Below are 14,020 nucleotides of genomic sequence, written 5' to 3'. Positions count from 1 at the left end.
TTACTCCTTTTCGCCCATGGTCTTCAGCACAACTTCCAGGTCCTTGTCGCCGCGGCCCGAAAGATTCACGAGGATCTTCTTATCGCGCGGCAGCGTCGGAGCGATCTTGAGCGCGTAGGCAAGCGCGTGGCTCGACTCGAGCGCCGGGATGATGCCCTCGATCAGGCAGAGCTTGTGGAAGGCGTCGAGCGCCTCCTTGTCGGTGATCGCCACGTACTGGGCGCGCCCGATGTCGCGCAGGTACGCGTGCTCGGGACCCACTCCCGGGTAATCGAGGCCCGCGGAGATGGAATAGGCGGGCTTGATCTGGCCCTCGTTTTCCATGAGAAGCGCCGTGCGGTTGCCGTGCAGCACGCCGGTCGTGCCGCGCTCGAGCGAGGCGCAGTGCTCGCCCGTCTCGAGGCCGCGGCCCGCGGCCTCGACGCCCACGAGCTTCACGTTCTTGTGGTCGATCCAGTGGTAGAAGGCTCCGATCGCGTTGCTGCCGCCGCCCACGCAGGCGACCACGTAGTCGGGCTCCGAGCCGGTCATAGCCGGGAACTGCTTCACCGTCTCCTCGGAGACGATCGCGTTGAAGTTGCGGACCATTTCCGGATAGGGAGCGGGGCCGGCCACGGTGCCGATGATGTAGAAGGTGTCGTCCACATTCGTCACCCAGTCGCGCATCGCCTCGTTCAGGGCATCCTTCAGGGTGCCGGAGCCCGTCGTCACGGGGCGCACCTCCGCGCCGAGCAGCTTCATGCGAAGCACGTTCGGGGCCTGGCGCTCGACGTCCTTCGCGCCCATGTAGACGCAGCACTTCATGCCGTAGCGGGCGGCCACGGTGGCCGCGGCCACGCCGTGCTGGCCCGCGCCCGTCTCGGCGATCACGCGCTTCTTGCCCATGCGCTTCGCGAGAAGCGCCTGCCCGACGGTGTTGTTCACCTTGTGGGCCCCGGTGTGGTTGAGATCTTCGCGCTTGAGGTAGATCTGAGCGCCGCCGGTCATCTCGGAGAGCCGCTCGCAGTAGTAGATCGGGGAGGGGCGGCCCACATAGTGCTCAAGCTCGTAGCGCCACTCTCGGTCGAAATCAGGATCATTGCGATAGCGCTCGTAGGCCTGCTTGAGCTCGGTGAGCGCGCTGATTAGCGTTTCAGAAGCGAATACGCCGCCATAGGGGCCGAAGTGCCCCTTCTTGTCCGGCATGTTGTACATGGATGATTCCTCTTTCGACTGAAAAATACGGCCGGAAATTCCTTTTTTCCCGACCGGCAGGACGGCCTGAAGCCTCACGCGAGGTTCGCTGCGCTCCGGGCCGAAACCAGAAATTGTTCTACCTTAATCATATCCTTAATTCCGGGAGATTTTTCCACCCCGCTGCTCACGTCAAGCGCCGCGGGCCGCAGCAGCCGCACGGCCCGCGGCGCGTTCGAGGCGTTGAGCCCCCCCGCGAGCACGAGCGGGAGGGGAAGCCCCGCAGCCTCGGCGCGGGCCGCCTCCCAGTCGAAGGCGGCGCCGTTGCCGCCCGGGGCCGCCGCTGCGTCCGGAGCCGGGCAGTCGGCGAGAATCCCCGAGGCCGTCGGATAGTCCCGCGCGGCCCGCGCGAGGTCGCCCGGCTGTCTGAAATGCACGGCCTTCATGTAGGGAAGGCCCGAGAGCTCGCAAAGCGCCCTCGATTCGCCCCCGTGGAACTGGAGCATCACGCGGGGAAACTTTTTTGAAAGCCTCAGCACCTGCTCCGGCTCGGGGTCGACGAGCAGCAGCACCGGCGTGATCCGCTGCGGGACCTCCGCGAGCAGCGCCTCAAGGGCCTCCTCGGGAACGAAGCGCCTGCTTTTCCTGAAAAGAACGAACCCGAAGGCGTCGGCTGAAAGCGCCGCCGCCTCGCGCACGTTTTCCGGGCGGGTGAATCCGCAGATCTTCACCTGCACGCGCCCGGCCCTCAAATTTTTTAAGAAGCTGCCCTGCATCATGCACTCCAGGGGCTTTCGCGCGGGAACTCCCCGCTTAAAAAGAAAGCCCAGTCAGTAATTTTTTTCAAAGGAAACGAAGAGGCCGGCCGTCAAAGCGGCCAGAAGGGACTTTCGCCTTTTTCAGGCAGGCCGCGGCCCGGATAGAGCACGCCGGTGAGATAGAGCCCCGCGGGCGAAAAGGTCGGGGCGGCCTTGCTGCGGTCGCGGGCTTCGAGCACCTCGCCCACCCATTCGGGCGGCACGCGCCCGATCCCCGCGTAGACGAGGCTGCCCACGATGTTGCGCACCATGTGCTGCAGGAACCCGTCGGCGCGAAGGCGGATGCCGATGAGCCGGCCCCGCCGCGCGATCGTCACTTCGCGCAGCGTCCGCACGGGGCTTTTCGCCTGGCACTCCGCGGCCCGGAAGCTCGTGAAGTCGTGCCGGCCGAGCAGCGGCCGCGCGGCCTCGCGCATGAGCTCCTCCCGGCAGGGCCGGAAGCACCATCCGGCGCGGCCCGCCAGAAGCGGGGAGCGCACCGGATCGTTGAGAATCCAGTATTCATAGGTGCGCTCGGAGGCGGAGAAGCGGGCGGAAAAATCCTCCGGCACCTCGCGCGCCCAGCGCACCGCGACCGTTTCAGGCAGAAAGGCGTTCGTGCCCCGCACCCAGGAGCTCATCGGGCGCGAGACCGGGGCGTCGAAGTGAACCACCTGCCCCGTGGCGTGCACCCCGGTGTCGGTGCGGCCCGCGCAGATCGTGGCAACCGCCTGCCCCGTTCCGCAGAAGCGCGAGAGCGCCCGCTCAAGGGCGGCCTGCACCGTCGGCAGATCCGGCTGCACCTGCCAGCCGTTGAAAGGCCGGCCGTCGTACTCGATCCCCAAAGCGACCCGCATGGCCTTTTCAGTCCTCTTTTTCAACCGGAGCGCTGGGACGGGGCGCAGGCCCCAGCTCGCGCAGGATCTCGCGCGCCTCGGCCTTGAGCGGTTCGGGCGCCGAGGGCTCGCGCCGCACGTCCTCGGCGAGCTCCCGCGCCTCCTTGACCGCGCCCCGGGCGATGAAGTCCCGCGAGAGCTTCACCTTCGCCTCCAGCAGCTCCACCAGCGCCCGCCGGGGATCGATCCTGACGGCCCGCGCCGTCTCCGCCGCCTGTCCGGCGCCGTCCGGGCCGCTTTCGGGGGCGGCCCCGCCCTCGGGCCCTCCGCGGCGCTGCCTTTCTTCGGCCTCGGCCTTCATCACCGCCTCTACGGTCTTTTCCACCGCCTCTAGCCCGGGCTCGGGGCCGGAGCCCGCCTGCGGCAGGGGCTTCGAGTCCTTATGGAATGGCACGAAGCGGATCGGATTCCAGAAATCAGCCTGGGCGTTGCGCACGCCCGCGAGCTCGCTGTGCCTGCGGCGGCGAAGGACAAGGACCAGAGCAAGCGCGAGGACCGCAGCGCCCCCCGCCGCGTAAAAGGGCCAGGCGGGAAGGGGCTCTTCCGCGACCGGCTCCGGCTTGTGGCTCACGGCCGGAACGGAGGCCCCGGCGGAAGCCGCGGCAGGGGCCTCAGGCGAGGCCGCCGGCGCAGACAGCGGGGGCTGCGCGCCCTGCCCGGCTGCGGCGGACTGCGCAGCCTCAGGCGGCTCGTTCGGCTGCCCCGAGGCGTAAGCCGACAGCGAGGCCGCGGCCAGCGCCGCTCCCAGCATCAGGTTTCGGATTTTCATCATGATCCTTCTGTGCGGTCGTTGGAAGGGAAAACTCGCCCACTATCCTAGCCGGAAATGAGCCGCGGCGTCACGGGAGGCCTCCCGGTGTTAGAGCAACGCGATAATGTCACGGAAAACTACGGGACTATGTCATGGTCCGGCAACGCGACTCTGTCATAAGCCGGCAATCTGCATGACAGCCCCCGGCAAAGCGATTTTGTCACACAATCACTTCAGAGAGCCTGTTTTTTAGGAGTCGCACATGAAAAACTCGCTTCCTGAAAGAGCCCCGAAGTCCCAGACCGGCACAGAGGAGATTTTCGAACAGGTCGCCTACGGCCTGCTCTCGGTGCCGGAGGCAGCCAAAGCGATGAAGCTGAGCATTCGCCAGTTCTATCGCAGGCTGGCCGCCTGGAAAAGGGGCGAAGCCGCAGATCCGCCCCATGGCAACAAAGGGCGGCCCCCGAGCAACCGCCTGCCAGACGATATTCGTTTAAAAATCATAGAACTGGCAGTTACAAAATATCAGGATTTCCCTCCGACGCTCCTGACTCAGTACCTTGTGAAAAACGAAGGGATCAAAGTGTCGAAGGAAACTGTTCGAAAGATTCTGAGAGAACTCAGCCCTCAGGCCTCAGAGCAGGGGCTCAGAAGAGCCGGTCATTTTCTGAGGCGCAGAAGGTCAAGGTTCGGCGAGCTGGTTCAGATCGACGGCAGCCCGCACAGATGGTTCGGCCCCGGTCAGAAAGAGTGCTCATTAATCGCGTTCATTGACGATGCGACCGGCAGAATCGCCGCTGCCGGGTTCTTTCCCTCGGAGACCGCGGCGGGCTATATGACCGTGCTGCTCCAATACATCAGGGCGCACGGAATCCCCCTTGCGCTATACAGCGATCGGCACGGCACTTTCCGCGCGTTGGCTCAGGGCCGGTCCAAAAATGTAGAGGGCACACAGTTTCAGAGAGTCTGCGACAAGCTTCAGATCGAGCAGATATTCGCTCAGAGCCCGCAGGCAAAAGGCCGGATAGAACGCCTGTTCAAGACGCTGCAGGGGCGCTGGCCGCATGAGTTCAGGGTCATGGGAATCGAAGACATGGCCACCGCCAATCAGCGCATGGACGAACTGATCAGGGATTTCAATCAGCGGTTTGGAATCGACCCAAGAGAACCCCTGAGCGCAAACTGTGCGGTGGCTGAAGAAAGTATGCCCGAGATTGAACGCATATGCGCCTGGTGGCACGAACGCGTTCTGAGCAAATCTCTGAGCGTCTCCTTCGGGGGGTCGATCCTGCAGCTCAAGAATGCGAGCGCTCGGAAGTTTGAGCTGATGGGCAAGAAAGTCAGCGTCATCGAGTACCCGGATGGCCGTGCGCCGGAAATGGTCTACCGGGATGCACGGGGCAAAGAACATCTGCTCTGCTTTGAAGCCCGGAAAAGAAAAACGCTCGAGCGCACGGAATACCTTGAGTCATCGAAGACCATAGACGCATGCCTGGATCGAATCATTGAGAAGGAAGATTTGCGACCCAACGGCTTCGTCATGAAGCTGGAATGCGAAATGGCTGAAGCGAAGCAACGGCAGGCCCAGAGAAAAGAGCGTGACCAAAAGGCCCGTGAACTCGAAGAAAAGCTGAAGCAGCGGAAAAACAGATCTGGCAAATAATGAAATCAACACAGGCTCTCAGAAGATCTTTTTTCCCAACCTGCCCACAGCCCGCACGGGCTTCAGCCCATTTGAGGCGAGCGCCCGACAGAGCGTGGGCAGGGTGTTCTCCATGAAGACGATAAAGGGCCCCAGGGGGCTCTCAATTTCTGTCTTTGGCGGAGAATTTTTGGTGTCATAATCGCTTTGCTAGGGTGTGACATAGTCCCGTTGTGCTGGCATGTGACATTTTCCCTTTGCTCTAACACACGGGAGGCCTCCCGGAGGCGGAAAGCGAAAGGCTTTCGCGGCCCGAAAGCCGTCGAAAGCCTTTCGCCCGCCCCTCGAGCCGCGCGGAAATCCCGCCGGGAAGAACTTTTCCCCCGGACGGCCTTAAGCCTTCTTAAAGCCGCAGAGGATCCGCCACATGCGGCGCAGCGGCTCGGCCGCGCCCCAAAGCAGCTGGTCGCCCACCGTGAAGGCGGAAATGTACTCCGGCCCCATGGCGAGCTTCCTGATGCGCCCGATCGGCACCGAAAGCGTGCCCGCCACGTACGCAGGCGAGAGCTCCTTGAGCGACACCTCCTTGTGGTTCGGGATCACCTTCACCCAGGGGTTGGCCGCCGCGAGCTTCGCCTCGATCTCCTCCACCGGAAGATCCTTCTTCAGCTTCACGGTGAGGGCCTGGCTGTGGCAGCGCATCGAGCTGATCCTCACGCACAGCCCCTCGACGATGATGGAGCCGGGCGCGGGCTGGTAGGGGCGGCCGAGAATCTTGTTCGCCTCGGCTCCGCCCTTCCATTCCTCGCGCGACATGCCGTTGGGAAGCTCCTTGTCGATCCAGGGCAGCACCGAACCGGCCAGCGGCTCGCCGAAAGCCTCCTTCGGGAAGTCCGGGCTGCGGAACTCGGCGCTCACGCGGCGGTCGATTTCAAGGATGGAAGACTTCGGGTCGGCGAGCAGGTCCTTCACGGAGCCGTAGAGCGCCCCCATCTGCAGCAGCAGCTCGCGCATGTTCTTCGCGCCCGCGCCCGAGGCCGCCTGGTAGGTCATGGAGCTCACCCACTCGACCAGATCCTCGCGGATGAGCCCGTCCATCGCCATCAGCATGAGCGAGACCGTGCAGTTTCCGCCGATGTAGTCGAGACCGCCTTCGGAGAGCGCGCGGCGGATCACCGCGTCGTTCACCGGATCGAGAATGATCACCGCGTTGTCGTCCATCCGCAGGGCGCTCGCGGCGTCGATCCAGTAGCCCTTCCAGCCCGCTTCGCGCAGCTTCGGATGAATGGCCTTCGTATAGTCGCCGCCCTGGCAGGTGATGATCGCGTCGCAGCGCGCGAGGTCCTCCAGGCTGTTCGCGTCAAGAAGACGCGGCTCGCCGTTCGGCAGCGCCGGAGCCGCGCCGCCCGGGTTGGAAGTGGAATAGAAAAGCACCTTGTCGGCCAGCGCGAAGTCGTTTTCCTGCTGCATGCGGCTCGTGAGCACCGAGCCCACCATGCCGCGCCAGCCCACCATACCGAGAATCATGGCTGTTTCCCCCTCTTTTCGTGAGGCCGCGGAAAAAAGAAAAGGGCGCTGCCCGCCGCGGCTCTCTTTCGTTTATTGTGCGCCAAAGCGGCGGCCGGTCCGCGCGTGACGCCTGTCCGGCCGCCGCTGAGTATTAAGAATACGCCCGAAGCAGAATTACTGCTTCGGGCGCTCTTCAGGATGCCGGCCTGCCGGGGCTGCCCCCGGCTTGTCTTCAGCGCAGGGCGTCGCGGATCGCGTCGCCCATCTCCGAGCAGCTCACCCTGCGGCAGCCCTCGCTCCAGATGTCCCCGGTGCGGATTCCGGCGGCGAGCACGGATTTGATCGCGTTTTCAACGCGGTCGGCCTGCTCGTCCATATGGAAGGCGTAGCGCAGCATCATCGCCGCGGACTCGACGGTCGCGATCGGGTTGGCGATGTTCTTGCCCGCGATGTCGGGGGCCGAGCCGTGCGAGGGCTCGAAAAGTCCGGTGCCCTTTTCGTTGAGCGAGGCCGAGGCGAGCATCCCGATCGAGCCGGTGAGCATCGCGGCCTCGTCGGACAGGATGTCGCCGAAGAGGTTGCCGGTGAGCACCACGTCGAGCGTGGTGGGCGCGCGCACGAGCTGCATCGCGGCGTTGTCGACGTAGAGGTAGTCGAGCTTCACCTCGGGGTAGGACTTCGAGACTTCGGTCACTACCTCGCGCCAGAGCTGCGAGGTTTCAAGCACATTGCTCTTGTCGACGCAGGTCACATGCTTTTTCCTCTGCATGGCCGTCCTGAAGCCCACGTGAGCGATGCGCTCGATCTCCGGGCGGCTGTAGCGCATGGTGTCAAAGCCCTCTTCCGCGCCCTTGAAGGCTCCGTCGGGAGAAAGCCGGCGGCCGCGGGGCTGCCCGAAGTAGACGTCGCCCGTGAGCTCGCGCACGATCACGAGATCGAGCCCGCTCACCACCTCGGGCTTGAGCGTGGAGGCGGACACGAGCTCCGGATAACACACCGCGGGCCTCAGGTTCGCAAAGAGGTTGAGGTTCTTGCGCAGTCCCAGAATCGCCTGCTCGGGGCGGAGGCTGCGCTCGAGCGTGTCGTACTTGAAGTCGCCCACGGCGCCAAAGAGCACGGCGTCGGCCGACTTCGCGAGCGCGAGCGTCTGCTCGGGCAGCGGGTGCCCGTGGCGGGCGTAGGCGACGCCGCCCACGTCGGCGTACTCGTATTCGAAGTTCTCGCCCAGGGCCTTGAGGACCTTGACGGCCTGATCCATGATTTCGGGACCGATCCCGTCGCCCGGGAGCACTGCAATTTTCTTTGTCATTTCTCTCTTCTGCTTTTTTTCGATAACGATGCTTGATGCGTCTGCTTTCACGGAAGGGAAGGAGAAGCCTCGCGAGGCCCCTTTTCCCCGTCTGAAACGGCCTGCGGCCCCGCCCTCAGTCAAGCCCGGCGGGGAATTTCTTCACAAGCCAGGGCTTTTCGGCCAGCCACTTCTGCTCGAAGGCGCGGATATTGTCCACCTGCGTGGAGAGCGTGATGCCGATGTCGTCCAGCCCCTTCATGATCGCCTCGCGGCGGAACTCGTTGAAGGGAAAGGAGGTTTCCGTGCCGTCGGGCTCCACCACGACGCACCGCTCGAGGTCCACGGTGAGCCTGTAGCCCTCGTGCGCCTCGCAGTCGCGGAAATACCGGTCGAGGGTCTTGTCGTCCACCGTGACCAGCACGAGCCCGTTCTTGAGCGAATTGTTGTAGAAGATGTCCGCAAACGACGGGGCGATCACCGCCTTGAAGCCGTACTGCAGGATCGCCCAGGGCGCGTGCTCGCGCGAGGATCCGCAGCCGAAGTTCTTGCGGGCAAGCAGGATCTCGGCCCCCTTGTAGCGGGGCTTGTTCAGCACAAAGTCCGGGTTGAGGGGCCGGCGGCTGTTGTCCATTCCGGGCTCGCCCCGGTCGAGGTAGCGCCAGCCGTCGAAGAGGTTCGGGCCGTAGCCCGTGCGGTAGATCGACTTCAGGAACTGCTTGGGGATGATGGCGTCCGTGTCGACGTTCGAGCGATCGAGCGGGCAGACCAGCCCCGTGTGGCGAATGAACTGCTGCATGATGGAATCCTTCCTCCCGTCCGAATTACTTGAGAATCTTGCGAATGTCCACGAAGTGGCCCGCCATGGCCGCCGCGGCCGCCATCGCCGGGCTGGCGAGGTGCGTGCGCGAGCCCCTGCCCTGCCGGCCCTCGAAGTTGCGGTTGGAGGTCGAGGCGCAGCGCTCGCCCGCGTTGAGCCGGTCGGCGTTCATCGCGAGACACATCGAGCAGCCCGGCATCCTCCACTCCCAGCCGGCCTCGGTGAACACCCGGTCAAGCCCCTCGCGCTCGCACTGCTCCTTTACAAGGCCGGAGCCGGGAACGGCGAGGGCCTGGACGATGCCCGCAGCCTTCCGGCCGCCCATCCGGCGGATCACTTCGGCCGCGGCCTTGAAGTCCTCATAGCGGCCGTTCGTGCAGGAGCCGAGGAACACGTGGTCCGGGGAAATCTCGGTCATCGGAGTGCCGGGCTTCAGATCCATGTAGGCGAGCGCCCGCTCCCAGCCCTCGCGCCTCACCGGATCGGGCTGGTCCTTCGGGTCCGGAACCACGCCCGTAATCGGGGCGACCATCTCCGGGGAAGTGCCCCAGCTCACCATGGGCTCGATCTCCTCGGCCCGCATGTCGACCACGAGGTCGTAGTGCGCGTCCGGGTCGGATTTGAGCGTCTTCCAGTACTCGACCGCCTGGTCCCAGAGGGCTCCCTCGGGCGCGAGCGGCCGGCCCTTCAGGTACTCGATCGTCTTTTCGTCAACGGCGACGAGCCCGGAGCGCGCCCCGGCCTCGATCGCCATGTTGCACAGCGTCATGCGGCCTTCCATGGAAAGCGACCTGATGGCCGACCCCGCGAACTCGATCGTGCAGCCGGTGCCGCCGGCCGTGCCGACCCTGCCGATGAAGGCGAGGGCGATGTCCTTGGCGGTGACGCCCTTCTGCAGCTCGCCCTCCACCCGCACCAGCATGTTGCGGTTCTTGCGGGTGATGAGGGTCTGCGTCGCGAGCACGTGCTCGACCTCGGAGGTGCCGATGCCCATCGCGAGCGTGGCAAACGCCCCGTGCGTCGAGGTGTGGCTGTCGCCGCAGACCACGGTCATGCCCGGCAGCGTCGCCCCCTCTTCAGGCCCCATCACGTGGATCACGCCCTGGCGGCGGGACAGAAACGGGAAGAAGCCCGCCGGAGGATTTTTCTTCATGTTGTCGACGAGCGTCGTCACCTGAAGCTTCGAGACCGGATCCACGATCCCGTCGAGTCCCTTCTCCCAGCCCGTGGTGGGCGTGTTGTGGTCGGTCGTTGCAACGACCGAGCTCATCCTCCAGGGCCTGCGCTTCATTTCGGCGAGCCCCTCGAAGGCCTGGGGAGAGGTCACCTCGTGGATCAGGTGGCGGTCGATGTAGAGAACCGTTGTGCCGTCCGCCTTGGCGGACACCACGTGCTCGTCCCAGAGCTTGTCGTAGAGAGTCTTGGCTGTCATAGGGTCTTTTTTCCGCTTTCCTAATAGTACGGGCGGCCGGATTCCCGCAGCACGCGGGAACCGCCCGGCATAAAAATTCTTGACTGGCGATGCCTGATTTTAACAATGCGGGCGCACAGGCGGCTCAGCGCGCGCACCGGGCCAGAAGCGCGAAGTCCATGAGCACCATGGCGGCGAGCGCCTCGGCGACCGGCGCGGCCCGCAGCCCCACGCAGGGATCGTGACGGCCGGTGGTGGAGATGAGCACCTCGCGCCCGGCCTCGTTGCGCGTCCGCTGCTCGCGGCGGATGGAGGGCGTGGGCTTGACTGCGAGCTCGGCCACGATGGGCTCTCCGGTCGAAAGCCCGCCCAGAATTCCGCCCGCGTGGTTCGTGAGAAAGCCCCCGGAGGTCATCTCGTCGTTGTTTTCGCTGCCGCGCATGCCGCAGACGCCGAAGCCCTCTCCGATCGAGACCGCCTTCACGGCGTTCAACCCCATGAGCGCGAAGGCGAGCCTCGCGTCCAGCCTGTCGTAGACGGGCTCTCCCAGCCCCGCGGGGACGTGAAGAGCCTCAAGCCGCAGCCTCGAGCCGATCGAGTCGCCTTCGCGCCGAAGCTGATCAAGAAGCTCCGCGGCCTCATGCAGCGGCTCCCCGCGGGCAGTGGCCGCAAAAAAGGGGTTCGCGCCGGTCTGCGCCCAGTCCTCGACCGGAAAGCTCACCGGCCCCACCTGGGTCACGCAGGCGCGGACGACCGTGCCAAACTCCCTCGCAAGCCACTTTTTCGCGATCGCGCCGGCCGCGACCGTGGGGGCAGTGAGCCTCGCGCTGCTTCGGCCGCCGCCCCGGGGGTCGCGCAAGCCGTACTTCGTGAAGTAGCCGTAGTCGGCGTGTCCGGGCCGGAACTTGTCGGCGATCGCGCTGTAGTCCCGGCTTTTCTGGTCTGTGTTGCGGATCAGCAGCGCGACGGGCGAACCCGTGGTGCGGCCCTCGTAGAGCCCGGAGAGAATCTCCACGGCGTCGGCCTCGCGCCGCTGCGTGACAAAGCGGCTCGTGCCGGGACGGCGGCGGTCGAGCTCCTGCTGGATGTCCGAGGCAGCGAGCTCGAGGCCCGCGGGGACGCCGTCCACGACGCAGCCTATCGCCGGACCATGGCTTTCCCCAAAGTTGGTCACGGTGAATATGCGTCCCATCGAGGATCCTGACATAAGCTTTATTCTCCTTTCTGCGGCCGGCCCGGGAGCGCCGGGGGACAAAGCCCCGCCCCGCGCCTCGGAAAGCCTGTTGCCGGACGATTCTACGGACTTTCGAGCGATTCTGTTTTAGACTTTCGGCGACAAAGCGGCCCCGAGGGGCCCTTCATGACTCAAGACAGGAGCAAACCGCCATGGCAGAACCGATTCAGACCGAATGGCTGGAAGCCACTCTCACGGACGCCCGCGAAGCGCTGGACGCCGCCATCGAAGAGCTCGCAAAGCACCCCGAAGAGGCGGATGAAATCCTGCAGGACCGTGTGGCCGAGGTCTACGCCAAGCTCAACTACGCGGTGAACACCGCCCGCTGCGGAGCCTCGGGACTCGACCTTTTCTCGGAGGACGAGCTGCTCGCCTACCCGCGCGCCTATCCCTTCGGGCAAGCGGAAGATGAAGCGGCCTGAAGCTTTCAGGAGCCGCGCGGGGGCCTCAGGTCCCGGGGCCTGAAGCCCAGCAGGAGAAGCCCCGCGCCGTACACCGCGGCTCCGGCCGCGACCATCCCGAGCACTTTCCCGGCCCGCACCAGCCAGGGGTCGGACAGCTGCGACCAGTGCTCGCCCCACTGCAGCCCCAGCAGCACCGCGAGCATCATGAAGGACGCGGCGAAAATCCTGAAAAAGTGCTTTCCCCAGCCCGGCAGCGGCCGGTAGATGCCCCGCCTGCCGAGCAGATAGAGGAGCGTGCCGGAATTGACGAGGCTGCCCAGCCCCACGGAGAGCGCGAGGCCCGCCTGCGCGAAAAGCGGCACCGACACGAGGTTGATCGCCTGGACGCAGACGAGGCTGAGCGCGGCCACTTTCACCGGGGTTCTGATGTCCTTTCTCGCATAGAAGGCGGGAGCCACGATCTTGAGCGCGATCAGGCCGATCAGCCCCACCGAGTAGCCCACCACGCCGTAGGAGGTCTGCAGGACGTCCGCGCCGGAAAAGGCGCGGCCGCCGAAGAGAAACGCCACCAGCCCCTCGGCCAGAGCGAAGAGCCCCACGGCCGCGGGGATGCCGAAAAGCACCACAAGCCGCAGCCCGTGGTCGAGCAGCCCGTTGTAGCGGGCCTCGTCGCCGGCGGCGTGCGCGGCCGACAGCGACGGGAGCATCACGGTGCCGAGCGCCACCCCGAGCAGCGCCGTCGGGAACTCCATGAGAAGATCGGCGTAGTGCAGCCAGGTGACCGCCCCGCGCGACAGGTGCGAGGCGATGTTCGTGTTGATGAGGATCGAGAGCTGGGCCACCGCCACGCCGAAAAGCGCCGGGGCCATCAGCTTGAGCACCGAGCGCACGTCCTTGTCGCCGGCGGCCTCGCGAAGGCTGCCGAACTTCGGGATCATTCCGATCCGGCGCAGGGCCGGAACCTGGAAGGCGAGCTGCAGGCAGCCGCCCAGGATCACGGCTGCGGCCAGCGCGTAGATCGGACGGCTCAGGTGCGGGGCGAGCAGCAGCGAGCAGCCGATGAAGGACAGGTTGAGCAGCACCGGCGTGAAAGCAGGCACCCGGAACTTCCGGTAGGTGTTGAGCACCGCGGCGCTCATCGCCACGAGGCTCATGAAGGCGATATAAGGGAACATCCAGCGCGTGAGCGAGGTGGCAAGGGCAAAGCCGCCGGCATCCGAGGCGAGGCCCGAGGCGATGAGCCAGACGAGCACGGGGGCGAACAGCACCCCGAGAATGCTCACGGCCACCACCGAGGGGGCGAGCACTGAAAAGACATGGTCCACGAAGGTCTTGGTGCGCTGCTCGCCCTCGGTCGCCCGCACCGAGGCCACCATGGGGACGAAGGCCTGCTGGAAAGCGCCTTCGGCAAAGAGCCTTCGCAGCATGTTGGGCAGCCTGAAGGCGACGTAGAAGGCATCGGTTTCGATCGTCGCGCCGAAATAGCGGGAGATCAGCATGTCACGGATCACGCCGGTGATGCGCGACAGAAGCGTCAGGAGCGAAACCGAGGCGGCGGATCGAAGCAGACTCATGGCGAAAAGACAAACGGGGCGCAGGCGCAACGGAGGCGGCCGCGCCCATGCCTCCTGGAAAAAATGGATGGCTTAGTCTACCCTTCGGCGCTTTCTCCTGCTTTGGGCGCTGTCGCAGACTTTGCCTTCGACCGCTTTTTCTGACATAATTCATTCTTTCGGGTTTTCCGGGCTTCGGAAAATCTTTTTTACTCATAAGCCCCACTGGGATCGAGATTCCACCGGGCAAATTAAAAGGAAACTGAAAAATGGCTAACACCAAACAGGCCCGCAAGCGCGTCCGCCAGGCCGTCGAACACAATCTCCGCCTCACCGCCCAGCGCACCCGCTACCGCACCGCCATCAAGGCGGTTGAGAAGCTCGTCGCCGCCGGCGACAAGGCTGCCGCCGCCGAAGAGTTCAAGAAGACCTCCGGCATCCTCGACCGCCTCGCCTGCCGCCACGTTCTGCACAAGAACGCCGCCGCCCGCCAGAAGAGCCGCCTGTCGGCCGCCATCAAGGCGATCGCCGCGAAGTAATCC

General features: G+C 65.1%; 13 protein-coding genes. 3 read left to right on the top strand and 10 right to left on the bottom strand.

Translation table 11 applies throughout. From position 1 onward, the window contains the following. From trpB to MUN46_RS05810, 4 genes are all read right to left on the bottom strand, one after another. Positions 1-1,194 (bottom strand): tryptophan synthase subunit beta, encoded by a 1,194-nt coding sequence (trpB, locus tag MUN46_RS05825; protein ID WP_243377519.1) that lies wholly within the window; start codon positions 1,192-1,194, stop codon positions 1-3. 74 nt (positions 1,195-1,268) lie between these two features. Further along, positions 1,269-1,952, bottom strand: a complete 684-nt coding sequence (locus MUN46_RS05820) for a phosphoribosylanthranilate isomerase (protein ID WP_243377521.1) — start codon at positions 1,950-1,952, stop codon at positions 1,269-1,271. 89 nt (positions 1,953-2,041) lie between these two features. Then, complete coding sequence (gene truA, locus MUN46_RS05815) at positions 2,042-2,827, bottom strand: tRNA pseudouridine(38-40) synthase TruA (RefSeq protein ID WP_243377522.1); 786 nt, start codon at positions 2,825-2,827, stop codon at positions 2,042-2,044. A gap of 7 nt (positions 2,828-2,834) precedes the next feature. Then, entirely contained in the window at positions 2,835-3,638 is an 804-nt protein-coding gene (locus MUN46_RS05810; protein ID WP_243377523.1) for a hypothetical protein, read from the bottom strand. Positions 3,639-3,879: 241 nt separating this feature from the next. Between MUN46_RS05810 and MUN46_RS05805 the strand changes: the two genes are divergently transcribed. Beyond that, a complete protein-coding gene (locus MUN46_RS05805; protein WP_285230533.1) occupies positions 3,880-5,280 on the top strand; it encodes an ISNCY family transposase in 1,401 nt (466 codons plus the stop codon). 372 nt (positions 5,281-5,652) lie between these two features. Here MUN46_RS05805 and asd read toward each other — a convergent pair whose 3' ends face one another. From asd to aroC, 5 genes are all read right to left on the bottom strand, one after another. Beyond that, complete coding sequence (gene asd / locus MUN46_RS05800; RefSeq protein ID WP_243376693.1) at positions 5,653-6,786, bottom strand: aspartate-semialdehyde dehydrogenase; 1,134 nt, start codon at positions 6,784-6,786, stop codon at positions 5,653-5,655. A 214-nt stretch (positions 6,787-7,000) separates the two neighbouring features. Continuing rightward, complete coding sequence (gene leuB / locus MUN46_RS05795) at positions 7,001-8,077, bottom strand: 3-isopropylmalate dehydrogenase (protein WP_243376692.1); 1,077 nt, start codon at positions 8,075-8,077, stop codon at positions 7,001-7,003. A 115-nt stretch (positions 8,078-8,192) separates the two neighbouring features. Further along, positions 8,193-8,855, bottom strand: coding sequence for a 3-isopropylmalate dehydratase small subunit (gene leuD / locus MUN46_RS05790; protein ID WP_243376691.1), 663 nt, complete (start codon positions 8,853-8,855; stop codon positions 8,193-8,195). A gap of 25 nt (positions 8,856-8,880) precedes the next feature. Further along, the gene (gene leuC / locus MUN46_RS05785) at positions 8,881-10,308 is read right to left on the bottom strand and encodes a 3-isopropylmalate dehydratase large subunit (RefSeq protein ID WP_243376690.1); all 1,428 of its coding nucleotides are present in this window, start codon (positions 10,306-10,308) and stop codon (positions 8,881-8,883) included. A 124-nt stretch (positions 10,309-10,432) separates the two neighbouring features. Continuing rightward, positions 10,433-11,494 carry a chorismate synthase gene (gene aroC / locus MUN46_RS05780; protein ID WP_243376689.1) on the bottom strand — a complete coding sequence of 354 codons (1,062 nt, stop codon included), beginning with the start codon at positions 11,492-11,494 and terminating at the stop codon, positions 10,433-10,435. Positions 11,495-11,673: 179 nt separating this feature from the next. Here aroC and MUN46_RS05775 point away from each other — a divergent pair, with 179 nt between their 5' ends. Further along, the gene (locus MUN46_RS05775; RefSeq protein ID WP_237978063.1) at positions 11,674-11,943 is read left to right on the top strand and encodes a hypothetical protein; all 270 of its coding nucleotides are present in this window, start codon (positions 11,674-11,676) and stop codon (positions 11,941-11,943) included. A gap of 5 nt (positions 11,944-11,948) precedes the next feature. Here MUN46_RS05775 and murJ read toward each other — a convergent pair whose 3' ends face one another. Continuing rightward, on the bottom strand, positions 11,949-13,499 hold the full coding sequence (murJ, locus tag MUN46_RS05770; protein ID WP_243376688.1) for a murein biosynthesis integral membrane protein MurJ: 1,551 nt from the start codon (positions 13,497-13,499) through the stop codon (positions 11,949-11,951). Between the two features lie 248 nt (positions 13,500-13,747). Here murJ and rpsT point away from each other — a divergent pair, with 248 nt between their 5' ends. Next, complete coding sequence (gene rpsT / locus MUN46_RS05765) at positions 13,748-14,017, top strand: 30S ribosomal protein S20 (protein WP_243376687.1); 270 nt, start codon at positions 13,748-13,750, stop codon at positions 14,015-14,017. The last annotated feature ends 3 nt before the right edge of the window (positions 14,018-14,020 follow it).

Origin of the sequence: Mesosutterella faecium, from assembly GCF_022809315.2 — a bacterium.
In the GTDB taxonomy this organism is placed as follows: domain Bacteria; phylum Pseudomonadota; class Gammaproteobacteria; order Burkholderiales; family Burkholderiaceae_F; genus Mesosutterella; species Mesosutterella faecium.
The sequence above is the reverse complement of the archived record's forward strand: the minus strand, read 5'-3'. Positions and strand labels throughout refer to the sequence as shown.